Source organism: Kitasatospora sp. NEAU-69, assembly GCF_057158765.1.
On sequence record NZ_JBWXUE010000041.1, the window covers coordinates 44,137 to 68,661 of the forward strand.

20 protein-coding genes and 1 riboswitch are annotated in these 24,525 nt (G+C 72.6%); of the genes, 5 read left to right on the forward strand and 15 right to left on the reverse strand.

The window, feature by feature from the left end:
• The first annotated feature begins 183 nt into the window (after positions 1-183).
• Positions 184-1,689: a hypothetical protein gene (locus AC060L_RS32520; RefSeq protein ID WP_483802571.1), complete on the forward strand. Its 1,506-nt coding sequence runs from the start codon at positions 184-186 to the stop codon at positions 1,687-1,689.
• Between the two features lie 189 nt (positions 1,690-1,878).
• On the opposite strand, the gene AC060L_RS32525 is transcribed toward AC060L_RS32520, so the two are convergent.
• The 9 genes from AC060L_RS32525 to AC060L_RS32565 form a co-directional block, all read right to left on the reverse strand.
• Entirely contained in the window at positions 1,879-2,772 is an 894-nt protein-coding gene (locus AC060L_RS32525) for a CDP-alcohol phosphatidyltransferase family protein (protein WP_483802572.1), read from the reverse strand.
• On the reverse strand, positions 2,759-3,451 hold the full coding sequence (locus AC060L_RS32530; RefSeq protein ID WP_483802573.1) for a phosphatidylserine decarboxylase: 693 nt from the start codon (positions 3,449-3,451) through the stop codon (positions 2,759-2,761). The genes AC060L_RS32525 and AC060L_RS32530 overlap by 14 nt, the downstream gene beginning before the upstream one ends.
• A gap of 332 nt (positions 3,452-3,783) precedes the next feature.
• The gene (locus tag AC060L_RS32535; RefSeq protein WP_483802574.1) at positions 3,784-4,986 is read right to left on the reverse strand and encodes an acyl-CoA dehydrogenase family protein; all 1,203 of its coding nucleotides are present in this window, start codon (positions 4,984-4,986) and stop codon (positions 3,784-3,786) included.
• Positions 4,987-5,125: 139 nt separating this feature from the next.
• Positions 5,126-5,629, reverse strand: a complete 504-nt coding sequence (locus AC060L_RS32540; protein ID WP_483802575.1) for a MaoC family dehydratase — start codon at positions 5,627-5,629, stop codon at positions 5,126-5,128.
• 2 nt (positions 5,630-5,631) lie between these two features.
• Positions 5,632-6,591, reverse strand: coding sequence for an HpcH/HpaI aldolase/citrate lyase family protein (locus AC060L_RS32545; protein ID WP_483802576.1), 960 nt, complete (start codon positions 6,589-6,591; stop codon positions 5,632-5,634).
• Complete coding sequence (locus AC060L_RS32550; protein WP_483802577.1) at positions 6,588-8,624, reverse strand: protein meaA; 2,037 nt, start codon at positions 8,622-8,624, stop codon at positions 6,588-6,590. Before AC060L_RS32550 ends, AC060L_RS32545 begins: the two co-directional genes overlap by 4 nt.
• A gap of 1 nt (position 8,625) precedes the next feature.
• Complete coding sequence (gene ccrA, locus AC060L_RS32555) at positions 8,626-9,963, reverse strand: crotonyl-CoA carboxylase/reductase (RefSeq protein WP_483802578.1); 1,338 nt, start codon at positions 9,961-9,963, stop codon at positions 8,626-8,628.
• A 346-nt stretch (positions 9,964-10,309) separates the two neighbouring features.
• Positions 10,310-11,260: a TetR family transcriptional regulator gene (locus AC060L_RS32560; RefSeq protein ID WP_483802579.1), complete on the reverse strand. Its 951-nt coding sequence runs from the start codon at positions 11,258-11,260 to the stop codon at positions 10,310-10,312.
• Positions 11,261-11,484: 224 nt separating this feature from the next.
• Complete coding sequence (locus tag AC060L_RS32565) at positions 11,485-13,260, reverse strand: 3-hydroxyacyl-CoA dehydrogenase family protein (protein WP_483802580.1); 1,776 nt, start codon at positions 13,258-13,260, stop codon at positions 11,485-11,487.
• 520 nt (positions 13,261-13,780) lie between these two features.
• On the opposite strand from AC060L_RS32565, the gene AC060L_RS32570 reads away from it, so the two are divergent.
• Together AC060L_RS32570 and AC060L_RS32575 are read left to right on the forward strand one after the other, a co-directional pair.
• Positions 13,781-15,205, forward strand: a complete 1,425-nt coding sequence (locus AC060L_RS32570; protein WP_483802581.1) for a type I glutamate--ammonia ligase — start codon at positions 13,781-13,783, stop codon at positions 15,203-15,205.
• Positions 15,206-15,373: 168 nt separating this feature from the next.
• Positions 15,374-15,910 (forward strand): hypothetical protein, encoded by a 537-nt coding sequence (locus tag AC060L_RS32575; RefSeq protein ID WP_483802582.1) that lies wholly within the window; start codon positions 15,374-15,376, stop codon positions 15,908-15,910.
• Positions 15,911-16,119: 209 nt separating this feature from the next.
• Here the strand turns inward: AC060L_RS32575 and AC060L_RS32580 are convergent, their stop codons facing one another.
• Positions 16,120-17,289, reverse strand: coding sequence for an MFS transporter (locus AC060L_RS32580; RefSeq protein WP_483802583.1), 1,170 nt, complete (start codon positions 17,287-17,289; stop codon positions 16,120-16,122).
• Here AC060L_RS32580 and AC060L_RS32585 point away from each other — a divergent pair.
• The gene (locus AC060L_RS32585) at positions 17,288-17,458 is read left to right on the forward strand and encodes a hypothetical protein (RefSeq protein WP_483802584.1); all 171 of its coding nucleotides are present in this window, start codon (positions 17,288-17,290) and stop codon (positions 17,456-17,458) included. The genes AC060L_RS32580 and AC060L_RS32585 overlap by 2 nt on opposite strands.
• 112 nt (positions 17,459-17,570) lie before the next feature.
• Here the strand turns inward: AC060L_RS32585 and AC060L_RS32590 are convergent, their stop codons facing one another.
• Entirely contained in the window at positions 17,571-18,413 is an 843-nt protein-coding gene (locus tag AC060L_RS32590) for an MmyB family transcriptional regulator (RefSeq protein ID WP_483802585.1), read from the reverse strand.
• A 442-nt stretch (positions 18,414-18,855) separates the two neighbouring features.
• Here AC060L_RS32590 and AC060L_RS32595 point away from each other — a divergent pair, with 442 nt between their 5' ends.
• Entirely contained in the window at positions 18,856-19,458 is a 603-nt protein-coding gene (locus tag AC060L_RS32595; protein WP_483802586.1) for a polysaccharide deacetylase family protein, read from the forward strand.
• Positions 19,459-19,537: 79 nt separating this feature from the next.
• Here AC060L_RS32595 and AC060L_RS32600 read toward each other — a convergent pair whose 3' ends face one another.
• The 4 genes from AC060L_RS32600 to AC060L_RS32615 all read right to left on the reverse strand — a co-directional run bounded on the left by AC060L_RS32600 (position 19,538) and on the right by AC060L_RS32615 (position 24,416).
• Positions 19,538-19,858, reverse strand: a complete 321-nt coding sequence (locus tag AC060L_RS32600) for a hypothetical protein (protein WP_483802587.1) — start codon at positions 19,856-19,858, stop codon at positions 19,538-19,540.
• 60 nt (positions 19,859-19,918) lie between these two features.
• A complete protein-coding gene (locus AC060L_RS32605) occupies positions 19,919-20,635 on the reverse strand; it encodes an MgtC/SapB family protein (protein WP_483802588.1) in 717 nt (238 codons plus the stop codon).
• A gap of 240 nt (positions 20,636-20,875) precedes the next feature.
• Positions 20,876-21,055, reverse strand: a riboswitch (M-box (ykoK) riboswitch).
• A 33-nt stretch (positions 21,056-21,088) separates the two neighbouring features.
• Positions 21,089-22,447 carry a type III PLP-dependent enzyme domain-containing protein gene (locus tag AC060L_RS32610; protein ID WP_483802589.1) on the reverse strand — a complete coding sequence of 453 codons (1,359 nt, stop codon included), beginning with the start codon at positions 22,445-22,447 and terminating at the stop codon, positions 21,089-21,091.
• 247 nt (positions 22,448-22,694) lie between these two features.
• Complete coding sequence (locus AC060L_RS32615) at positions 22,695-24,416, reverse strand: PucR family transcriptional regulator (RefSeq protein ID WP_483802590.1); 1,722 nt, start codon at positions 24,414-24,416, stop codon at positions 22,695-22,697.
• Positions 24,417-24,525: the final 109 nt, after the last annotated feature.

Sequence of the window (24,525 nt, forward strand, 5' to 3'; positions counted from 1 at the left end):
CGTTCGGTCACTCCTTGACCACGCACCGTGCCCCCCACTACTGTCGTGCACAGGTCACCAGTCGATCAACGGCCCGGTTTGGGCTCTCTTGCCCCAACTCCGCCCGCCCGTCCACCCAACGCTGTAGAAGACGCGCCGAACTCGATGTGACAGAAGCCCCGCAGACGGGGAAGACTGCACGGCGTGACGTCTCGGAACCCGCGCGACCGTGATGCCCCGCTCCCGCCGACCATGGGTACCGGCGCGACGGTGACCCGTCTACCCGGAACGGCCCGCCGCGCCGACAGCGCGCAGCCGGGCCGTCCCGCCGTACCCCGGCGGCGTACCCCGAAGCCGGCCCCCGGCCGCGGCCGCGTCCCGGTGCCCGAGGGGCAGCCGGCACCGGCCGAGCTGGCCCCGCTGGCCCGCCGGATGCTCGCCGACGCCGTGCGGATCGCCCGCTGGGCCGGCGAACTCTCGGCGGTGGACAAGCGCGGCGAACTGCTCCCCGACGACGCCCGCGCGGCCGGCCGCGCGCTGGCCGTCACGGTGGGCGCCGCCGCCAAGGCCTGGGGCCAGGCCCTGCTGGTCGGCCTCGTCGAGCCGCGGGACGGCGGTGCCGGCCCCGGCTGGCGGCTGCACGCCTGGGAGCACGACGACGAGGCCGTGCTGCGCGGCTGGTCCGCACTCTTCGACGCCTGGACGCTGCTCGCCCCGGTGCCGCCCGCCGCGCTGCGCGGCGTCTTCGCGGTGCTGGCCGGCCAGGCCGTCGACCAGGCGCCGCAGCTGCTCTCGTTCCTGCACCTGGTGGACGGTCCGGTCGCCGAGAGCGAGCTGATGGAGCTGCTCCGGCGCGGCCTGGACGAGCGCCGCCACGGCGCCGGTACGGGCTTCGCGACGCTGTCGCCGGTGCCGCACGCGGCCTCCGCCGTCTCGGCCGTGCGCGGCACCTGCCGCGAGCCGCAGATCGACACCCCGCCCGCGCCGGCCGACATGGCCGCCGTCCTGGACTGGATGCTGGACGGCCTGGCGGCCGTCGGCGCGGTGGTCCGCCAGGACGCCGCCGCCGAGCTCTCGCCGCTCGGGCACTGGGCCGTGCGGGCCAAGCTGGAGGAGATCTGCACGGTCGCCCAGACCGCCGCGGGTCACATCGAGCAGAGCGCGCTGGAGCTGCTGGACGCGTGCGCGAACTACTCGCCGGGCCCGGCCCGCGCCGAGTACCGCGCCTGGGTCGCCGCCCGCCCGGTGGACCGCGCGGTGGCCGAGCTGCTGGAGGCGGCCCGCGGTGAGGACGCGCTGCTGCGCGGGCTCGCCTTCGAGGCGCTGCGGGTCGCCGGCGGCACCGCCGAGCAGGCGGTCCGCGCCGCGGTGGACGAGCCCGTGCTGCGCCCCTACGCGCTGCTCTGGCTCGCCGAGCAGTCCGAGGAGGGCGGCGTGGTGCCGTCCGACGTGCTGAGCGCGCAGGACGCCGCCTGGCTCTGGGTGGACACCGCCGCCGCGGTGCTCGACCACGGGGAGACCGAGCTGCTGGTCGGCCACGTCGAGGGCGCCAGCGCCGGCGACCCGGTCCGCCTCTTCGCCCGGGCCCGCCAGTCCGGCCACGCCCGGTCCGCCTCGGTCCTCACGGCCGTCGCCTCGGTGCACCCCGACCCCGCCGTCGCCCGCGCGGCCCGCCGCTCGGCCTTCAGCGTCCACCGCGGCGGCGCCTAGCCGCACAGCGGCCCTGCACGCCCCGCACGGGCCCTGCCACGGCCACAAGGGCCCTCGGGCCCCCCGGCCAGGCCTCGTGCCCGGCCGGGCCGCCCAGGGCCCGCGCGTGTCACGACATGACGAAGGCCCCCGCACCAGCGGGGGCCTTCGTCATGTCCAGCAGCGTGCGCCGCTCAGCCGCTCAGCCGCTCAGCAGCCGCGCGACTCCGCGCGGCGGGCCCGGACGTCGCCGACCTTCTGGCCGACCTTGCGCCGGATCACCAGCAGCGGGGCCATCGCGGCGAGCGCGATCTGCGCGATCGCGCCGACGTGCATCAGCACGTCGCCGCCGGGCAGACCGGCCGCCCAGGCGCCGAGGCAGCCGATCGAGACGACGATCCAGCCCAGCGTCGCGGTGGCCAGCAGGCCCTGCGGCTTGGGGTACTCGACCTGGCTGACCATCAGGTACGCCACGCCGAAGATCGCCAGCAGGCCGGCCAGGAACGGCGGGTCGAGCAGCACGATCGCGATCACCGTCATCGCGCCCATCGGGCAGGGCATGCCCTGGAAGACCCCGGGCCGCATCTTCACGGCCGAGAACCGGGCGAGCCGCAGCACCACCGCGAGCAGCACGGTGAGCGCGATGAACGCGGAGAGCCCCTGGCTGCTGCCCGGGCCGCCGACGATGCCCCAGACGGCGACGAAGTAGGCGGGCGCGATGCCGAAGCTGATCAGGTCGGCCAGGTTGTCGAGCTCCGCGCCGAGCGCCGAGGAGCGCAGCTTGCGCGCCACCAGGCCGTCGAAGAGGTCGCACATCGAGCCGATCAGCAGCAGCGTGACGGCGGTCGCGGCACCGTGCCGGACCATGCCGCCGGTGCCGTCGCCGGTGCCGTTGATGTGCGGGATGAGCATGTTCGTGGTGATCGAGTAGATCGCCAGGAAGCCGCAGACGGCGTTGCCCAGGGTCAGGAAGTCGGCGGTGGAGAGCGCCTGCGGGGAGCGCGGCGCCCGCAGCTCGCGGTCGCGCGCCCAGCGGCGCCGGCGCAGCTCGGTCTCCTCCGAGTCGCCGAGGCCCACCAGGGTTTCGGGATCAGTCACGGTCAAGGCGTGTCACCCCCGCGGTGGTCTTCTGGCCGACCTCGACGCCGACCTCGACGCCGGGCGGCAGGTAGGTGTCGACGCGGGAGCCGAAGCGGATCAGGCCGATCCGCTCGCCCTGCTCGACCTTGGTACCGGCCGGCACGTACGGCACGATGCGGCGCGCCACGGCACCCGCGATCTGCACCATCTCGATGTCGCCGAGCTCGGTGTCGAAGTGCCAGACGACCCGCTCGTTGCGGTCGCTGTCCTTGTTGAACGCGGGCACGAAACCACCGGCGATGTGCTCGACGGAGGTGACGCTGCCGAGCATCGGGGCCCGGTTGACGTGAACGTTGAGCGGGCTCATGAAGATCGCGACGCGGGTCCGGCCGTCCGGCCAGGCGTCGATGCTCTGTACCACTCCGTCGGCGGGCGAGATGACTCTGCCGGTGCCGATCTCACGCTCGGGGTCGCGGAAGAACCACAGCATGCCGGCGCTGAGCGCGCAGGCGGGGACGGCCGCGTAGGCCCACTTGCCGCTCCGGCGGGTGAGCGCCGTGGTGAGGGCGGCCGTGGCCAGGGTCGGGGCGAACCAGGGGGTGGCACCGCGCGCGATGGTCACGCGCGGTCGCCGACCGGCCGTCTCGGCGGCGAGGGCATCGCGGTCCGTGACGGAGGTGTGAGGGGACGGGCTGAGGGGCATCGAAGACCTTTGTCGCGGGGGATCATGGCCGCTGCTCGGGAGGCCACCGCGGGGATCGGGTGATAAAGGGACAGCTGCTGTCCCGGTGGATGCTATCGGGAGCAGGCGGTAGGTGGGCAACCCGCCTGCTCGTTCAACTGTGCGCCGCCTTACCGTGGCACACGCGCTATGTATACGACCGTAGCTGGCCGCTCTCCGGTTCCAAAGAGTCCGGTCAAGATCCGTGAGTCTTGTCTCAGCCCTCCGGGTGAGGCGTGCGGGTACGCGGAAGCACCGCAGGGCACGCGCCTCGCGACGCGGGCCCTGCGGTGTCACCACGGCCTCGGCCGGCCCTACTCGGCCAGCTTGTACTCCTCCAGCAGCCGGCGCCCGACGATCATCTTCTGGATCTCGGCGGTGCCCTCGCCGATCAGCAGCATCGGGGCCTCCCGGTACAGCCGCTCGATCTCGTACTCCTTGGAGAACCCGTAGCCGCCGTGGATCCGGAACGAGTCCTCGACGACCTCCTTGCAGTACTCGGAGGCGAGGTACTTGGCCATGCCGGCCTCCAGGTCGTTCCGCTCGCCGCTGTCCTTCTTGCGGGCGGCCATCACCATCATCTGGTGCGCGGCCTCGACCTTGGTGGCCATCTCGGCCAGCTTGAACTGGATCGCCTGGTGCTCGGCGATCTTCTTGCCGAAGGTGGACCGCTGCTGGGCGTAGGAGATGCCCAGCTCGAACGCGCGGCGGGCGACGCCGCAGCCGCGCGCGGCCACGTTGACCCGGCCGACCTCGACGCCGTCCATCATCTGGTAGAAGCCCTTGCCCGGGACGCCGCCGAGGATCCGGTTCGCCGGGATCCGGACGTCCTGCAGCACCAGCTCGGTGGTGTCGACGCCCTTGTAGCCCATCTTCTCGATCTTGCCGGGCACGGTCAGGCCGGGCACGGTCTCGTTCGGGCCGAAGCCGGCCGTCTTCTCGATCAGGAAGGTGGTCATGTTCTTGTACGGGGAGCTGCCGCCCTCGTCGGTCTTGCAGAGCACCGCGACCAGCGTGGAGGTGCCGCCGTTGGTCAGCCACATCTTCTGGCCGTTCAGGACGTAGAACTCGCCGTCCTTGACGCCCTTGGTGGAGATCGCCGACACGTCGGAGCCCAGGCCCGGCTCGGACATCGAGAAGGCGCCGCGGATCTCGCCGGCCGCCATCCGGGGCAGGAAGTACTCCTTCTGCTCCTGGGTGCCGTGCGCGTTGATCATGTGCGCGACGATGAAGTGCGTGTTGACGATGCCGGAGACGGACATCCAGCCGCGGGCGATCTCCTCGACCACCAGGGCGTACGTGAGCAGCGACTCGCCGAGGCCGCCGAACTCCTCGGGGATGGTCAGGCCGAAGAGGCCGAGCTGCTTCATCCCCTCGACGATCGCGCTCGGGTACTCGTCCCGGTGCTCCAGCTCGGTCGCGACCGGGATGATCTCCTTGTCGACGAAGTCCCGCACGGTGGCGAGGATGTCCCGCTGGATCTCGGTCAGGCCGTCGGTCTGTGCGAGGCGTCCCATCGTGCGGCTCCATGTCTGCTGAGGGAAGTGAGGGTGGGGGTTCCGGGGGCTCCGCGAAGCGTGACTTCCGCGGAGCCCCCGAATCCGGCGCGGGGCCGATGACGGCGGCCCCGCACCGGGGGTCTGCGAGCGCGCGCTGTTACGCGAGCGGCTCCGGGCGGCCGGGCTGCTCGCCGCCGCGCGCCTTGGTGTACGTCTCGGTCGGCACCATCACCTTGCGGCGGAAGATGCAGACGACCGTGCCGTCCTGCTTGTAGCCCTTGGTCTCGACGTAGACGATGCCGCGGTCGTCCTTGGACTTGGACGGCCACTTGTCGAGGACCGTGGTCTCGCCGTAGATCGTGTCGCCGTGGAAGGTCGGTGCGATGTGCCGCAGCGACTCGATCTCCAGGTTCGCGATCGCCTTGCCGGAGACGTCCGGGACGGACATGCCGAGCAGCAGCGAGTAGATGTAGTTGCCGACGACGACGTTCTTGCCGAAGTCCGTCGTCTTCTCCGCATAGTTGGTGTCCATGTGGAGCGGGTGGTGGTTCATGGTCAGCAGGCAGAAGAGGTGGTCGTCGTACTCGGTGACCGTCTTGCCGGGCCAGTGCTTGTAGACCGCGCCGACCTCGAACTCCTCGTAGGTCCGTCCGAACTGCATGATCAGGCCTCCGGGGCTTCGAACTTGCTGGTGCGCTGCATGCCCGCCGCGCGGCCCTTGCCGGAGATCACCAGCGCCATCTTGCGCGAGGCCTCGTCGATCATCTCGTCGCCGAGCATCGCCGAGCCCTTGAAGCCGCCGGCCTCCGAGGTGCACCAGTCGTAGGCGTCGAGGATCAGCTCGGAGTGGTCGTAGTCCTCCTGCGAGGGCGAGAAGATCTCGTTCGCGGCGCCGACCTGGTCCGGGTGCAGTACCCACTTGCCGTCGAAGCCCAGCGCGGCGGCCCGGCCGGCCACCTCGCGGTAGCCCTCCGCGTTGCGGATCTGAAGGTAGGGGCCGTCGATCGCCTGGAGATCGTTGGCACGAGCCGCCATCAGGATGCGCATCAGGATGTAGTGGTACGCGTCGGCGTTGTAGCCGGGCGGCTGCTCGCCGACCACCAGGGACTTCATGTTGATCGAGGCCATGAAGTCGGCCGGACCGAAGATGATGGTCTCCAGCCGGGGCGAGGCCTGCGCGATCGCGTCGACGTTGATCAGGCCCTTGGCGTTCTCGATCTGCGCCTCGATGCCGATCTTGCCGACCTCGAAGCCCATGGTCTTCTCGATCTGGGTGATCAGCAGGTCCAGCGCCTTGACCTGCTCGGCGTCCTGCACCTTGGGCAGCATGATGCAGTCCAGGTTCGGGCCCGCGCCCTCGACCACCGTGATGACGTCACGGTAGGTCCAGTGGGTGGTCCAGTCGTTGACCCGGACGACCTTGGTCTTCTTGCCCCAGTCGCCGTTGTTCAGCGCATCCACGATGGTGTGCCGGGCGCTCTCCTTGACCAGGGGGGCGCAGGCGTCCTCCAGGTCCAGGAAGACCTGGTCGGCGGGCAGGCCCTGGGCCTTCTCGAGGAAGCGCGGGTTGCTGCCGGGAACGGCGAGGCAGGAGCGGCGGGGGCGCAGACGGTTCACGGTCATGATGCGAGGGTCTCTTCCTTGCTCGGGTCGAGGATCGGGTCGAGGTGGTTGGCCAACCGGATCTCGTCCACGATCCGGCCGATGATGGTGGTGATGCCGAAGTCCTTCGGAGTGAAGACCGCGGCGACACCGGCGGCCCGCAGGGTCTCGGCGTCCGCAGCGGGGATGATGCCACCGACGATCACCGGCACATCCTCCACCCCCGCCCGCCGCATCCGCGCCAGCACGTCCGGCACCAGCTCGGGGTGCGCGCCGGAGAGGATCGACAGCCCCACGCAGTGCACGTCCTCGGCGACCGCCGCCGCGACGATCTGCTCGGGGGTCAGCCGGATGCCCTGGTAGACCACTTCGAAGCCGGCGTCACGGGCGCGCACCGCGATCTGCTCGGCGCCGTTGGAGTGCCCGTCCAGGCCCGGCTTGCCGACCAGCAGGCGCAGCTTGCCCACGCCCAGCTCGGTGGCCGTGGCCGCCGCCGCCGCGCGCACCGCGGCGAGCTCGCCGCCGGGCTCGGCGGCGACCGCGATCGGCGCGCCGCCGACCCCGGTGGGGGCCCGGTACTCGCCGAAGACCTCGCGCAGCGCGAACGCCCACTCGCCGGTGGTCACGCCGGCCCGCACGCAGGCCAGGGTGGCGGCCATCAGGTTCCGCTCGGTCGCGGCGACCGCCTTGAGCTCGGCCAGCGCCTGCTTGGCGGCCGCCTCGTCCCGGTCGGCCCGCCACTGCGCGAGGTGGGCGAGCACGGCCTGCTCGGAGGCCGGGTCGACCACCATGATCGCGGTGTCCAGGTCGGCCGTGAGCGGGCTCTCCTCGGTGGTGTCGAAGCAGTTCACCCCGACGATCTTGTCCTCGCCGGCCTCGATCCGGGCCCGCCGCTCGGCGTGCGAGGCGACCAGCGCGGACTTCAGGTAGCCGGACTCGACGGCCGGGACGACCCCGCCCATCCCGAGCACCTTGGCGATCTCCGCCTCGGCGCCGGCCAGCAGTTCGGCGGTCTTCGCCTCGATCACCGTGGAGCCGTCGAAGATGTCGCCGTACTCCAGCAGGTCCGACTCGTACGCCAGCACCTGCTGGATCCGCAGCGACCACTGCTGGTCCCAGGGCCGGGGCAGGCCCAGCGCCTCGTTCCAGGCGGGCAGCTGGACGGCGCGGGCGCGGGCGTCCTTGGAGAGCGTGACGGCGAGCATCTCCAGCACGATCCGCTGGACGTTGTTCTCCGGCTGCGCCTCGGTCAGGCCGAGCGAGTTGACCTGCACGCCGTAGCGGAACCGGCGCTGCTTGGCGTCCTCGATGCCGTAGCGCTCCCGGGCGACCTTCTCCCAGAGCCGGCCGAAGGCGCGCATCTTGCACATCTCCTCGACGAACCGCACGCCCGCGTTCACGAAGAAGGAGATCCGGCCGACCACCTCGCCCATCTGCTCGGCCGGCACCTGGCCGGAGTCGCGCACGGCGTCCAGCACGGTGATCGCGGTGCACATCGCGAACGCGATCTCCTGGACCGGGGTGGCCCCGGCCTCCTGGAGGTGGTAGCTGCAGATGTTGATCGGGTTCCACTTCGGGATGTTCCCGACCGTGTAGGCGATCATGTCGGTGATCAGGCGCACCGAGGGGCCGGGCGGGAAGACGTGCGTCCCGCGCGACAGGTACTCCTTGATGATGTCGTTCTGGGTGGTGCCGGTGAGCTTGGCGATGTCCGCGCCCTGCTCCTCGGCGACCACCTGGTACATCGCCAGCAGCCACATGGCGGTGGCGTTGATGGTCATCGAGGTGTTGGTCTGCTCCAACGGGATGCCGTCGAACAGCGCCCGCATGTCGCCGACGTGGCCGACCGGCACACCGACCCGGCCGACCTCGCCGCGGGCCAGCACGTGGTCCGAGTCGTAGCCGGTCTGGGTCGGCAGGTCGAACGCGACCGAGAGGCCGGTCTGGCCCTTGGCGAGGTTCCTGCGGTACAGCGCGTTGGAGTCAGCGGCTGTCGAGTGCCCGGCGTAGGTGCGCATCAGCCAGGGGCGGTCGCGCTTCTGACGGTCGGTCATGTCAGATGTCCCGGAAGCGGTTGATCGCCGGCAGGTGCTTCTCGCGCAGCTCCTGGTCGCGCACGCCCAGGCCCTCGGTCGGGGCCAGGCAGAGCACGCCGACCTTGCCCTGGTGCTTGTTCTGGTGCACGTCGAGCGCGGCCTGGCCGGTCTCCTCCAGCGAGTAGACCTTGGAGAGGGTCGGGTGGATCTTGCCCTTGGCGACCAGGCGGTTCGCCTCCCACGCCTCGCGGTAGTTGGCGAAGTGCGAGCCGACGATCTTCTTGAGCGACATCCACAGGTACCGGTTGTCGTACTGGTGCATGAAGCCGGAGGTCGAGGCGCAGGTGACGATCGTGCCGCCCTTGCGGGTGACGTAGACGCTCGCGCCGAAGGTCTCGCGGCCCGGGTGCTCGAAGACGATGTCCACGTCCTCGCCGCCGGTCAGCTCGCGGATCCGGCCGCCCAGGCGCTTCCACTCGCGCGGGTCCTGGGTGTTCTCGTCCTTCCAGAACTTGTAGCCCTCGGCGCTGCGGTCGATGATCGCCTCGGCGCCCATCGCGCGGCAGATGTCGGCCTTCTGGTCGTTGGAGACCACGCAGATCGGGGTCGCGCCGCCGGCCAGCGCGTACTGGGTCGCGTACGAGCCGAGGCCGCCGCTGGCGCCCCAGATCAGCACGTTGTCGCCCTGCTTCATGCCGGCGCCGTTGCGCGAGACGAGCTGGCGGTAGGCGGTGGAGTTGACCAGGCCGGGGGAGGCGGCCTCCTCCCAGGTCAGGTGCGCGGGCTTGGGCATCAGCTGGTTGGTCTTCACCAGGGCGATCTGGGCCAGGCCGCCGAAGTTGGTCTCGAAGCCCCAGATCCGCTGCTCCGGGTCCATCATCGTGTCGTTGTGGCCGTCGCTCGACTCGAGCTCGACCGAGAGGCAGTGCGCGACGACCTCGTCGCCCGGCTTCCAGGCGTTGACGCCGGCGCCGGTGCGCAGCACCACGCCCGCCAGGTCGGAGCCGAGCACGTGGTAGGGCAGGTCGTGACGCTTGGTCAGCGGCGACAGGCGCCCGTAGCGCTCCAGGAAGCCGAAGGTGGAGACCGGCTCGTAGATCGAGGACCAGACGGTGTTGTAGTTCACCGCGCTGGCCATGACGGCCACCAGGGCCTCGCCCGGGCCGAGTTCGGGCAGCGCGACGTCGTCGAGGTGCAGGGACCGGCGCGGGTCCTTGTCACGGCTGTCCACGCCGGCGAACATCTGCTCCTCGTCCTTGTGGAGCGTGACCGCTCGGTAGGACTCCGGCAGCTTCAGTGCGGCGAAATCGGCCGGGGTGCTGTCGGCGCTGAGGATCGCGTCGAGGATTTCCTTCATGGCTGCCTCCGAAGGCGTACCTGTGTGAGGGCGCACAGGGCGTCTGGGGGAACCGGGAGCGGACACCGGGTTCGCTGGATCTGATGGGGGTAAGGCTGGGTGGGTCGGGCTCGCCCCCGGGGTGTGGGGACGCCGGACTACGGCGCGCCGAGGTGGGGAGCCGCGGCGCCGCGACTGGTGGGTAACAAGCTACTGGCACGCTGTGCCACTCGTAAAGACACTGCGTGCCACGATTTTCGGCCTGCTTCCAGCGGCCCGCGAGGCCGCTTCGGGGCCTTGGTGAACAGCCGGAAGGCCCGTCCCGGGAATCCGGAACGGGCCTTCTGACCTGCGGTTTTACTGGGCCTTACTGGCGAAGCGCGGCCCTGATGCTGTCCAGCACCAGATCCAGCGGAGCGTCGGTGCGGGCGACTGTGATGAGCACCTCACCTCCGGGGGTGGCACTCAGTGCGCTGGTCGCGGCCAGCCCGAGTGACGCCGCGGCGTCCCCGGTGGCACCGGGTGCCACGCTCGTGCCACGGCGCCGCACGCCGCTCGGCGGGGTCGGCCAGAAAGTACCCCTGATGACCTCGAAGGAGTGGTCCAGCTGCGCCTCGACGTCCCCGTGCCCGCCGGCCCGCAGCCAGCGCCGCAGCACGTGGTTGTGCGCCGCGACGACGGCCGCCGCCGAGACCTCGGCGAGCATCGAGTCGTCGTCCCCGCCGTGCTGCCAGCCCGGCGGGATCGCCTCGCTGGCGTCGAAGCGGCCCAGCAGGTAGCGGGTGAAGAGCCGCTCGTAGCGGGCCACCACCGCGATCTCCCGCTCGCGCAGCGCCGGGACCTGGCGGATCAGCTGGTAGCGGGCCACCGAGACCGCGGGCGTGGAGGCGTACATCCGCAGCACCTCCTTGATGCCCCGGCAGACCACGTCGAGCGGGTGCTCCTCGTTGTCGGCGCTGGCCAGCAGGTCGGCCACCCGGACCAGGGTGTCGTCGTGGTCCGGGAAGATCGCCTCCTCCTTGGACCGGAAGTACCGGAAGAACGTGCGCCGGGCCACCCCGGCGGCGGCCGCGATCTGGTCGACCGTCGTCTCCTCGTACCCCTGCCCGGCGAACAGCTCCATCGCGGCCGTCGCCAGGTCCTGGCGCATCTGCAGGCGCTGCGCGGCGGCCCGGCGGCTGCCGGGACCGTGTTCCGCTGCCGCACGCTCTGCCGCCGTACGATCCGCCGCCGCACGCTCTGCGGCCGAACGCTCTGCCGCGGCACGATCTGCGGCCGTGCGAACGTCCTGCTCGGCCGACGACTGTTCCCGATCCATGCCCGGAACGCTACACGGCCGGGCGACCGGCTCCGGTGCCGTCCGCGGCATCCCCCGGCGGACCGCCGCCGGCTGCTCGGCCACCGCCGGTCTGGGCCACCGGGACGCGACCGCCCCGGTGCCCCAGACCGGCCGTGGCGGGCCGATCGGCAGCCTGGGCGCCCGCTCGCCGCGGTCGCCCCCCTCCGGCTGCTGCGGAGCCGGTCCGCGCCCTGCGCCGGCGGTCATCGGCGGGCGTGGTCGCGGAAGCCGCGGCCGGTCTTGCGGCCCAGGCAGCCGGCCGCGACCAGGTGCTCCAGCAGCGGTGCGGCGGCCAGCCCCGGCTCGCGGAACTCCTGGTGCAGCACCCGCTCGATGGTCAGCGAGACGTCCAGCCCGACCACGTCCAGCAGTTCGAACGGACCCATCGGGTAGCCGCAGCCGAGCTTCATCGCGGTGTCGATGTCGTCCACCGTCGCGTAGTGCTCCTCCAGCATCCGCACCGCGTCGTTCAGGTAGGGGAAGAGCAGCGCGTTGACGATGAAGCCGGCCCGGTCGCCGCACTCCACCGGGTGCTTCTTCACCGCCGCGCAGAGCTCCAGCACGGTCGCGGTGACGTCCGGCGCGGTGAGCACGGTGGAGACCACCTCGACCAGCTTCATCGCCGGGGCCGGGTTGAAGAAGTGCATCCCGATCACGTCCTGCGGCCGCGAGGTGGCGGAGGCGCAGCTGATCACCGGCAGCGAGGAGGTGGTGGTGGCGAGCACCGCGCCCGGCTTGCAGATCTTGTCCAGGTTGGCGAACAGCTCGCGCTTGACCGCGAGGTCCTCGGCCACCGCCTCCAGCACCAGGTCCGCCTCGGCCAGGTCGCTCTGCAGGGCGCTCGGGGTGAGCAGCGCGAGCGCCGCGTCCCGCTGCTCGGCGCTGAGCCGGCCCTTGTTCACCGAGCGGTCCAGCGAGCGGGCCAGCTGGGTCTTGGCCTGGTCGGCCTTCGGCTGGCTGCGGGCGACCAGCGTGACCGGGTAGCCGGCCTTCACGAAGACCTCGGCGATGCCGACCGCCATCGTGCCGGAGCCGCAGACGCCGACCGAGCCGACGTTGCGCCCGGCCACCCGGGCCGGCGCCGCGGCGCCGGCCTCGGCGACCGGCTTGGACGAGCCCGGCGCCTCGTAGGTGTAGAAGCCGCGCCCGGTCTTGCGGCCCAGCAGCCCGGCCGAGACCAGCTGGCCCAGGATCGGGGCGGGCGCGTGCAGCCGGTCCCGGGACTGCTCGTACATCGCCTCCAGGACGGTGCGCGCGGTGTCCACGCCGATCAGGTCGAGCAGGGCGAGCGGGCCCATCGGCAGGCCGCAGCCGAGCCGCATCGCGGCGTCGATGTCCTCCCGGGTGGCGTAGCGCGACTCGTACATGGCCGCCGCCTGGTTCAGGTAGGCGAAGAGCAGCCCGTTCACCACGAAGCCGGCCCGGTCACCGGCGGCCACCGGCTCCTTGCCCAGGTCGCGGGCGAAGTCGGCGGCCTGGTCGGCGACCTGGGGGTTGGTCAGGACGGTGCGCACCACCTCGACGAGCTTCATGGCGTGCACCGGGTTGAAGAAGTGCATGCCGAGCACCCGGTCCGGGCGGGCGGTGGCGGCCGCGATCCGGGTCACCGAGAGCGAGGTGGTGCCGGTGGCCAGCACGGTCTCCGGCGGGCAGATCCGGTCCAGCTCGGCGAAGATCTCGCGCTTCAGCTCCAGCTGCTCGGGGATCTCCTCGATCACCAGCTCGGCCGCCGCGGCGGCCTCCAGCCGGTCGCCGACGGTGATCAGCGCGAGCAGCGCGGTGCGCTCCTCGGCGGTCAGCCGCTCACGGGCCACGGCATGCGCGGTGGCCTCCTCGATCCGGGCCAGCGCCCGTGCGGCGGCGGCCTCGTCGGCCTCGATGCCGATCACCCGGCGGCCACTGCGGGCGACGGCGACGGCGATGCCGGCACCCATGGTGCCGAGGCCGACCACGGCGACGGTGGGGAAGGGACGCTCCATGATCCTGAACTCCTGTCACGGGTCCCCGCGGACGCTCCGGGTGCCCTTTCGGGCGCAGTCCGGGTGTGCGTGTGGGCCGATCCCAAGAAGGGGATCGGCGCGACCGCGGGCGGGAGGGATGACGGTGGCGCGGACCGCCGCGCGGCCGGTCCGCTCCGGCCGTACGCGACGTTGCTCCGCACACATCAGGGCGCTGCCCTGCGCAAGAGTCAGGGCAGCGCCCTGCGCATGGGTCAGGGCGCAGCCCTGTGCAAAAGAGAGTGAAGCGGCCCTGGGGGCACGACGGCCCCGGACCGGGAAGCGGCACCCGGCCGCACGTGTGACGTGCGGCGCCTGCGCCGGTGCGGCTCCCGAAGCCCGGCGGTGGTGCGTGCCGGTCACTGTAGCGAAGTTACCGCCAGGTAGGGAAGGGGTCGGTCGCAGTCGGTCGCAGCCGGCGGGCGCATCGTCAACTTCGCGCTGGTGGCACCACTCGTGCGGGTAATTCCGTCGCTGGGGCGGGAGCGGGAGCATGGGTCGTATGAGTACCACCGTGGCTGAACAGACCGCTGAGGCCTCGCCGCAGCCGGGCGCCCCGACCGCCGACGAGGCCCGTGGCGAGCGGGCCGCGCGGGCCCGGGTGGCGGCCGCCCGGCTGGCCGCCGAGGGCGTGGACGGCGTCGTGATCGGCTGGGTGGACAACGCCGGGCTGGCGCGGGTGAAGAGCGTGCCGGTGCGGCAGCTGGAGCACGCGGCGGCCTGGGGGGTCGGCGCGGCCCCCTGCTTCGACGTCTTCCTGGTCGACGACTCGATCACCACCAGCCGGCACATCGGCGGCCCGGCCGGTGACCTGCGGCTGATCCCGGACGTCACCCGGCTGACCCGGCTGGCCGCGCAGCCCGGCTGGGCCTGGGCCCCGGCCGACCGGTACGCGCAGGACGGCACGCCGCATCCCGGCTGCCAGCGCCGGTTCGCCCGGCGGATGGTGCAGGCGGCCGAGACGCGCGGGCTGGGTCTGCGGGCCGGCATCGAGGTGGAGTGGGTGGTCGCGCTGGCCGGGCCGCCGGAGCAGCCGCCGGTCTACCCGACGCACGGCCCCGCCTACGGGATGCACCGGCTCACCGACCTCTCCGACTACCTGCGCGAGCTGCTGCGCGCGCTGGACGAGCAGGGGCTGACCGTCCTCCAGCTGCACCCCGAGTACGCGCCCGGCCAGTTCGAGGTCTCGATCGCCGCCGAGGATCCGATCGGCGCGGCGGACAGCACGGTGCTGGTGCGGCAGACGATCCGCGCGGTCAGTGGCCGGCACGGCCTGCGGGCCTCCTTCGCCCCCGCGGTCGAGCCGGGCGGCGTGGGCAACGGCGGTCATCTGCACCTCTCGCTCTGGCGCGGCGGGCGCAACCTGGCCCAGGGCGGGCCGGGGCCGTACGGGCTGGCGGGTGAGGCGGAGTCCTTCCTGGCCGGTGTGCTGGCCGAGCTGCCCGCACTGCTCGCGCTCGGTGCGCCGAGCCCGGCCAGCTACCTGCGGCTGGTGCCGCAGCTCTGGGCCGGCGCGTACCAGTGCTGGGGGCTGGAGAACCGGGAGGCCGCGCTCCGGCTGATCCCCGGCCCGCCCGGCGAGGGCGCGGGCACGGCCAATGCGGAGCTCAAGTGCTTCGACGCGACCGCCAATCCCTATCTGCTGGTCGGCTCGGTGATCGCCGCCGGACTCGCCGGGCTGGACGCACGCCGGGCACTGCCGGCCGAGGTCCCGGGCGATCCGGCCGCGCTGCCCGAGGGCGAGGTGCCGCGACTGCCGGGCAGCCTGCCGGAGGCGCTCGCCGCCTACCGGACCTCCGGCGTGCTGCGCGAGGCGCTCGGTGATCCGCTGTACGAGGCGGTGCTGGCGGTGCGGGAGGGGGAGGTGGAGCTGTTCGCGGGCAAGAGCGCGGACGAGATCGCGGCGGCGACCCGGTGGCGCTACTGAGCGCGCGGGCGTGGGGCACAGCGGGCGTGGGGCACAGCGCGGCCGGGCGGGCATCGTAGTGCTTCAGAACGCCTCTGTGGTGGGCTGTTTGACGCATTCGCGGGTCGGCCGGAGACTCGTTTTCCAAGGGCCGGACGGCCCGGTCCCCGGGCACAGATGGAGCGGCAGATGGCGGACTTCCCGGACACGGGCGCCGAGTTCCCGATCGGCGTGCAGGCGTTCTCCGTTCCGCTGGAGCTGATCGGCGTCGGCGTCGAGCGGATCGACCTGAAGGGCGCGGTCGTGCTCCGGGCCGAGGAGGCCGACGACTCGGGCTTCGGCGGCATGCGGATGAGCATGACCGCCTTCGAACTCATCGGCGAGAGCCCGCGGTTCGGCAGCGTCGTCTTCAGCATGCAGGAGACCGGCAGCACCCCGCTCAGCACGCTGGAGATCGTCACCAGCCTGGCCGACGAGGTGCTGGAGGACACCTTCCAGGTCACCTGGTACGTGGACTTCACGGTCAGCATCGCGAGGTCGGTGACGGGCGAGGGGACGCTGGTGCTGGCAGGCACCAGCGCGCTCTCGCTGGTCAACGTCGATCTGCCGTTCTGGCCGCCGAAGGGGCACCCGGCCTGGTTGCGGGACCAGGTTGAGCTCGCGCCACTGGGCGAGCCGGGCCGGACGGTCGGCAGGATCCGGGAGTTCGACACCATCTGGGGCTAGGCCGTGTCTCATAATTCGCGTCGGATCAGCGCGCGGCGTTGGGCGCCCGGCTGGGCGTGCCGGCGAAGCGTCCTCGTACTGGGTCGTACTTGGGCGTTTCGCCGGTGCGTCCGTGGGGGCACCTCCCGGCCGGAGGCTGGGGGAGGGATGCCCGGCGTCGCGCGCCCGGCGGGAATTATGAGACACGGCCTAGCCAGGCCTGGCAAGGCCTAGCGTGTCTGCTGCCGGGCCAGCAGCCAGGCCGTGCCGGTCAGGGCGAGCGTGACCCCCGTCCAGGCGAGGTTCTGGTGCAGCAGCACCGCGACGCTCGCCACCACGCCCGCCACCGACTGCGCCAGGAACCCGCAGAGCGCGACCGCGGCCGCCGCCTGCTGCGGCACACTGCTCACCGCGACCGCCATGCTGCTGGGGAAGAGCGCGGCCTGGCCGAAGGTGATCGCGCAGTAGAGCCCGACGAAGACCGCGAGCACGCCACCGAGCGGAATCGGCACCCCGTCGGGCAGCAGCCAGAGCGCCGAGAGACCGAGCGCGGCGCAGCCCATCACGCCGGCGCCGCCTCGCATCAGCCGGCCGGGACCGCGCGTGGCCGCCAGCCGGTTGACCGCCATCGCGCCGCCGAAATAGCAGAGACCGGTCAGCAGCCCGATCTCACCGAACGCGTCGATGCTCAGGCCGAAATGCTGCTGGAGGACGAACGGCGTGACCTCCTGGAGCAAGACGATCGTGGCATAACCGAATCCACCGGCAATGGTCGGGAGCAGGAATTCCCGGACCCGCAGAATGTGCAGATAGCCGCCGGCGGGGCCGCCCGCCGCACCCGCTCGGGCGCCCGGTGCCGGCGCCGTGGCCGGTGGCAGCGGCAGCCGCAGCGTCAGCAGTGCACCCAGTGCACCCAGCACCGCGACCAGCGCGAACCCGATCCGCCAGGACGCGTACGCGCCGATCAACCCGCCCAGGAACTGCCCGCCGCCCAGCGCCGTGACGAAGGCGATCGACAGCACCGACAGCCGCCGCGCGAGCGCGCTGCCGCCGCCGAGGTCGCGGACCAGGATCCGGGAGACGATCGCCGCACCACCGGCCCCGGCGCCCTGCACCGAACGCAGCGCGAGCAGGCCGGACGGCGAGTCGACCACCGCCAGCAGCGCACTCGCGCCGATGAAGAGCGCGAGCGCTGTGAGCAGCGCGGCGCGCCGGCCCCAGCGGTCCGCTGCCCGCCCCCAGAGCAGCACCGGCGCGGCACTGCTGATCACGAAGAGCGAGATCGAGAGCGCGGCGGTGCCGCGCGTCATCGCCAGCTCGCGCTCGACGGTCAGCAGTGAGGGGAGGTAGACGGTCGTGGCGAGCTGCGCGGTGAAGATGAGCAGACAGGCGGTCGCCATGGTGAAGCGGATCGACTGCTCGGGCGCGGCGGCGGCGGTGATTTCCGGTGCCCGCGCTGCTGCTGTTTCTTCCGCTGATTCTGCTGCTTCTGCTGCTTCTGCCGTTTTCGCGCAGCTGGCCATCGTATTTCCCCTGGGAATTCATCGCATGATTGTCGGTGCACCATGAGAGTTCCAAGGAGCCGCGGTGACTGTCAACGGGAGCGGACCGGAAAATATTTGCCGGTCGGCGGGCATTGCCGGGCGAGGCGAATTCGGCTGTACTCGGGGGAGAACCGGAATCAGCCGAGCACGACGACCCGCAGTTCCTGCCGCCCGGCCGGGATCAGCACCTGCGCCGTCACCTCCACCCAGCCACCGTCCGCCCCCTCACCGTCCGCCGGGTCACCGTCCGCCTGGCCATCCGTGCCCGCAGGCCGTAGCCGGATCCGTTCGCCGTCCCGGTGCGCGACCACGCAGGCCCGTTGGGTCCAGAACCGCCGGCAGTCCTCGTCCTGCAGCACCTCCGCGAGCAGCGCGCGCAGCCGGGGGCCCTGCGGGCGCTGGGCCAGCGCGAAGCGGATCAGGCCGAGCTGCGCCCGCGCGTGCCGGCTCCAGTCGTCCAGCCGCACCCGGGCCGCCGGGTCGGTCAGCAGCCACCGCGCCAGGTTCGCGCCCGGTTCGGACACCCACGGGAACCACTCGGCCATCGCCCGGTTGTGCCCGAGCAGCTCCCAGCAGCAGTCGGTGAGGAAGGCCGGCCGCGGCAGCTGGCGGTCGATCAGCTCCCGGAGTGCGGCCAGCCCGGCGGTGTCGTCCTGCTCCCGGTAGCTCGCCTGCTGGTCGTACACCCGCTGGACCGACCCGGCGTACCGGACCCCGCCGAGCGCGTGCAACTGGAGCGTGGCGCGCTCGTCCACGTCCAGCAGCAGCGTCTCGGCCAGCAGCGCGAGCACCTGCGGATCGAGCCGTGCCGCCGTGCCGGTGCGCTCCAGGTCGCGGTACCACCGCTCGCTCATCCGCAGCCGATCGGCGACCGTCACCTGCGACAGCGGCCGGCCGAGCCCGAGTCGCTCGCCGGCCCGCGCCCGCCAGGCGCGCAGCAGGTGGGGGAGGCCGGCCAGATCGTCCGTCGTGGTGCTCATGGTGAAAACGCTAGCCCGCGCCGCCGCGTCGGCCTGCCGCACCCCACCCCGCCCCCACCCAGGGCCCGTCCGGCCGACCTGACGATGTCGTCCCGCGCACGTCGGCGAGTGTTCGCGTGTCGGCCGTCCAGGAGCCGCGCCAGGTTTCCGGCGCGCTGGAGCCGGGCGCGCAGACGCACCTGTGACGGCGGTTCACTCTCCGGGACGCACTCGACCTGCCGACGGCGAGGCGGCGGGTAAGACTTCGGCCATGATGACCGATGCTCAAGGAGGCCCCTCAAGACGGCTGTTCATAGCCGGAGGCGGCCTGGCCCTGTTCTCCCTCTGCGGTGCCGGGCGCGCCGCGGCCGCCCCGCTCGCGGCCCGCGCGCCGGGTCTCGCACCAGGCTCGGCGCCGGGCCTGGCACCTGGGCTCGTACCTGGGCTCGTACCGGCCGACGGCGTGCCGACGGCACCGCAGTACTACGTGAACGCCGGGTCGATGACGCTGGCCCTGACGCTCGACGACGGGCCGAGCGCCGACTACACGCCGCAGGTCCTGGCCGTGCTGCGGCAGTACGGCGTCACCGCGACGTTCTTCATGGTCGGCTCCCAGATCGAGCTGAATCCGGACGTGGCGCGCCAGGTCTCCGACGCGGGCCACCGGCTGGGCAACCACACCTGGTCGCACACCAACCTCGGGCAGCTCTCGCTCGACGGCACGCGCGACGAGATCGAACGGACCAGCGAGATCATCAGCCGGGTCACCGGCGCGACGCCCACGCTCTTCCGCGCACCGAGCGGCTACTTCACCGACGCCTCGATGGCCGTCTGCGCCGACCTCGGGCTGGCACCGGTGGCCTGGTCCGTCGATCCGGAGGACTGGTCCAACCCCGGCGCCTCGGTCGTCGCCGACCGCGTCCTGAGCAACGCCAGGACCGGGTCGATCATCCTCGACCACGACGGGCTCGGCGACCGCTCCGACACCGTCGCCGCCCTGCGGAGCTACCTGCCGCAGCTGATCGACAGCGGTTACAGCTTCGTCCTCCCCGACGGAACCTCGTGATCCTGACGGTGTGAGGAGCGTGCGCCCGTCCCCGGCACGGTGGCCGGGGACGGGCGGCACGTATGCGCCGCCTGACGGGTCAGGACAGACGCCGGACGTACGGCTCCCAGATCAGCTTGATCGACCGCGTCTTCTGAGCGGGGCTGGGGCGGTGCTGCTCCGCGGTGCCGAAGGGCGGGGCGCCGGAGCGCCGCGGGGCGTTCGGCTGCGCGGTGACCGCCGTCCACCCCGGATTGCCGGTCACGCAGTCCACGGGGGCGCTACCGGTCGCGAACTCGCAGAAGGTCCGGTAGACGGTGCCGTCGGTGGTGATGGTCTCCACCACGATCGTGTTGCCGTGGTCCGCCACGCCCACGCCGGTGTAGAGGACCATTCCGTGGATGGTCGTGTCCAGCGACATGCACGGATCCGGTCGTGGATGCTCAGCGTCGCGCGCCCGGCAAGATCCGAGAGAGAGGGCCTAGGCCGCCTCCCCCTCCTCGCCGTCCAGGTGCCAGTGCAGGTCGCGGATCCCCGGCTCCAGCGAGAGCCGGGTGACCACCTGCTCCAGCGCTGCGGCGACGTCCCCGCTGATCGTCACCACCGCGCGCACGCTGGTCACGTCCGTCTGCTCGCGCCGGGCCCGCAGTCCGGTCGGCGCCAGGTTCGCCGCCGCCAGTGCCTGCAGCAGCAGCGCCCGCACGTGCGACTCCGCCTGCCGTTCGCACTCCACGTGCACGGTCGCCCGCACCGCCGCGTCCGGGTCGGTCCCGCTCGCCGGTGCCCGGTCCAGCAGCCGCGCGGCCGGTCGCAGCACCACGTGCACGAGCAGCACCGCGAGCGTGCCGAACAGCGCGAGGTCGAGCTTGCCGGAGGCCGAGAGCACCCCGACCGCCGCCGAACACCACAGCGTCGCCGCCGTGTTGAGCCCGCGCACGCCGGCGCCGTCGCGCAGGATCACCCCGCCGCCGAGGAACCCGATGCCGGACACCACGTACGACGCCACCCGGGTCGGGCTCGCCGCGTCCCCGACCGCCTCGCTGTACAGCACGAAGAGCGTGGCGCCGGCCGCCACCAGCGCATTGGTCCGCAGCCCGGCGAGCCGCGCCCGCCACTGGCGCTCGACGCCGATCAGCGCGCCGCAGGCGACCCCGGTGGCCAGCCGGGAGAGGAAGTCGAACGTGGTCAGGGTGTGCACAGGGCACCTCCGAGAGGTGTTGCAGGCGTGCGGCAGCCACGCTCTGACGACCAATCAGATCGGATCGGGTCAGGCCGGTCGGTGCGCGCCGGAGAAGGACGAGGGCATGCGGATGAGGGGTCGCCGTTCATGACCCGGACTACTGCAACTCGAATCCATGTCTCTCGCCTCCTTCCGGCCGGGACGCACGGGGGCGCCTGATCGACACGGCAAGGAGCGGACCGGCGCACGGAAGTCGCCGGCACACCCCAACTCGTCAGAGCTTTGGCACTCCACGGCGTGATCCCACCCGGCATGGATGGGAAGCCACTTGGGATCAACCCTTAGGTCGGGAAGATCTGTCCTGAACCTGGGCGTCTCTCGACGTCGTCGGGTCAGTGGCCTGTGTCCGTGAAGACGCCTCACCGAACGAGGTGCCTTCTGCAAAACCTCATCGATCCTACACGCAGCGTGTCAGCGGCCGGTCCGCACCAGCTCGTCGATGCTCTCGGCCGGGCGCAGCAGCTCGAAGTGCACGCCGCCCTCGGCGTCCAGGGTGAAGCCGTGCACGGCCGGCTCGGGCAGGCTGTTGTACCGGAAGTGCGTCGTCGCGTAGTACGCACCGGTGTCGAGGAGCGTCACCAGGTCACCGGGCTCCAGCAGCGGCAGCGGCCGGGCCCGGGCGACCAGGTCGCCGGCGAAGCAGCACGGTCCGGCGACGTCCTGCGGCACCGGCTCCCCGTCCTTGGCGGCGCCCGAGGGGTGGTGCGCGGTGATCCGCAGCGGCCAGGATTCGGGAATGAAGACCGTCCGGGCGGCGACCTGGGCGCCGGCGTGGGTGACGGCGATGGGCCGGCCCCCGGCCGTCTTGGTGTACTCGACGTACGCGGCGGTGAACCCGTTCTTGGCCAGCAGCGAGCGGCCGAACTCGGTGACCACCTGGTAGTCGCCGCCGAACAGCGCGGGCGCGTGGGCCCGCAGCCGGTCCACGTACGTCGCGAAGCTGGGGTCGGTGTCGTCGCCGGCGAAGTTCACGGGGAGCCCGCCGCCGATGTCGATGCCCACCACCTGGCGCCGCCCGAGTTCGCCGTTCACCTTCTCGGCGAAGGCGACGGCCGCGGCGACCCCCTCGGCCATCAGGTCCAGCGGGCAGCCCTGCGAGCCGACGTGCGCGTGGATCCGGCTGAGCCACGGGCGTGCCCGGAACGCCGCCAGCAGCCAGTCGGCATTGCCCTCGTCCGCCAGCGGGATGCCGAACTTGGAGGTCGCGGTGGCGGTGCTCATCGCCCCGATCGTGCCGCCGCCGACCTGCGGGTTGACCCGGACGCCGATCCGGGACCGGGAGTCGCTGGTGCGGAGGATCTCGTCGATCCGGTCGAGCTCCTGCCAGTTGTCGACGTTCACCGCGACGCCGAGCTCCAGCGCCCGGACCAGCTCGCGCCGGGTTTTCGCCGGCGAGTCGAAGACGATCCGCTCGGCGTCGAAGCCGGCCGCCAGCGCCTGGGCGAACTCGCCGGGGCTGGCCACCTCGACGCCCATGCCGAGGCCGCGCAGCCGCTCCAGCACCGGGACCAGGCAGTTCGCCTTCGCCGCGAAGGTGTGCAGCACGTCCATCGAGTCCGGGAACGCGCGGTGCAGTGCCGTGACGCTCGCCGCCATCCCGTCGAGGTCCACGAAGGCCGCGAGCAGCGCGTCCTCGGGGTCGAGCAGCTGCCGGCGGACGGCTGCCCGCAGCACCAGCTCGCGCCGCGCGGCCGCCTGGTGATCGACTGCCGCGTGATCGGCTGCCTGGTGATCGGTCGGCTGGGTGGTGGTCGGCTTGGGGCCGGTCATAGGGCCACGCTCCGTTGGATCGGCTGGATCGTCGGTGGACGCCCGGGAGAGCTCCCCGGGGCGTACCGCCAGACTGCCCGGCGGCCGGCGGTGGCGTCTTCGTCCGGGGACGCGGATTTCCCGGGTGTCGGCCGCGCCACCCGCGCGGGAGCCGGTGCCGGACCGCCCCACGTGGTGCGCGGCGACAGCCTCGGGCCGGTTCCGCTGTGCGGCGCGACGAACCCGGCGCCGCTCCGGTGCGGCGGGCTCAGGGCCGGTCGGCGGGCTCCTGGGGCCCGGACAGGCCCGAGCTCAGCAACCGCAGCTGCACCTGCGCGAGCAGCCGGGCGTCGGGATCACGCAGGTCGAGCCGGCAGACCTTCTCCACCTTGTCCATCCGGTACCGGAAGGTGCTGGCGGGGACCTTCAGGGCGCGCGCGGCCTTCGCTCCGTCCAGCGCGTTCTCCAGGTAGGCGCGCAGCGTGTCCAGCAGCACCGTCTCGCCGGTCTGCGCCGCGTACGCCACCAGCCGGGTCACCGAGCTGCCCGCCGGCAGCGCCAGATCGCGCAGTGCGTCCAGCACGTGCAGCAGGGCCACCGTGTCCGGCAGGTCCTCGGCACGGGCGAAGGCGCGGGGCAGGCTGCCGAAGAGCAGGGCGCGCAGCGCCAGGTCGGCCGTGCGACCGGACTGCGGTGCCTGGTCGAGGCGGGAGCGGACCTCGCCGACGCCGATCCGCACCGGCAGGCCGAGGCCGGCCGAGAGCTCGCGCGCGAGCGAGTCGCTCAGGCGGGACAGCTGCGCGGCGGCCCGTGGCGGATCGTCCTCCAGACCGCCGAGCAGCACCCGGGCGCCCCGCTCCGAGGCCACCGCGACCGCCTGGTGGCCGCGCCTGGCGCAGTGCCTCGCGGCCATGCCGGCCAGCCGGCCGTCGGTGGCGGCGCCCGCGTCCGACCGGACTGCGCCCGCGCCCGACCCGACTGCGCCCGCCTCCGACCCGGGCGCAGCTGCGGCCGGCCCGGCGGCGATCGCCAGCACGGCGCAGCGGCCCGCCGGCGGGAGTCCGGTCCGCGCCGCCAGCACGTCGGCGGAGCCCCGGCCCTCCAACAGGGCCCGGGTCGCCTCCAGGACCAGCTCCTGCTGCCCGGCCCGGCGCGCATGGTCGTGCAGCAGGTGGGCCGCCGCCGCGCGAGCCGCGATCTGCAGGGCCTCGGAGACGGTCGGTGGCAGCGGTTGCCCGGCCGGCGCGACCCAGAGCGAGCCGAGGATCTCCTCGCCGGCCCGGACCGCGATGGCCGCCCGCTCGGGGACGCCGCCGTCCGCCCGGCGGTGGAGCGCGCCGTGCGTGCGCCAGAGCTGCTGGAGGAAGCCGTCCTGTTGCAGCGCCTCGATCCGCTCCTGCGGCACCTGGCGGGCCAGGATGGTGCGCCGGCGGAGCTCGTCGCCGTCCTTGTTGTTGGACGAGTAGGCGAGCACCCGCGAGTGCGGGGTCTCGATCGTCACCGCCCCGCCGACCAGGGCGGCCAGCGCCTCGGCGAGTGCCGGCAGGTCGCCGAGCGGTACGTTGGCGATCTCCGACTCCTTGAGCACCGCCAGGCCCGCCCGCAGCGTCCCGATCACCTGTGCCCAGTCCGCCCAGGTCCGCCGGAAGAACACGGCCGTCCCCGCCTCGGCCGCCGCGCCGCGCAGTGCTTCGTTCGGCAGGCCGGCGCCCTCCTCCCGGAAGACCACGCCGGCCGCCCGGTCGCGCCCCGCCGCCCGGACCAGCGCGAGGGCCTGCTCGGACCTCGGGTCGACGCCGACGGCCACCAGCAGGTCACCGCGGTTCGCCCCCGGTTCCGGCCGGTCGAACACGTCCAGGTTCAGCACCGGGACGTCCAGGCCCAGCGGGGCGAGGCAGACCTCGATCACCGACTCCGCGAGGAGCAGCAGCCCCTTCAGCGTCCGGTCCGGTTCGGTGGAGCCCCACCGCCGCGAAGACACCGTCGACACGGGCCGTCCCTCCCCATGGTCACGACGCATTGCCTGACAGGCCAGCCTAAACGACGGTTCCATTGAAGCGATCTGACGAGATGTCAGAGAATTCCGGAGCCGGTGGCGG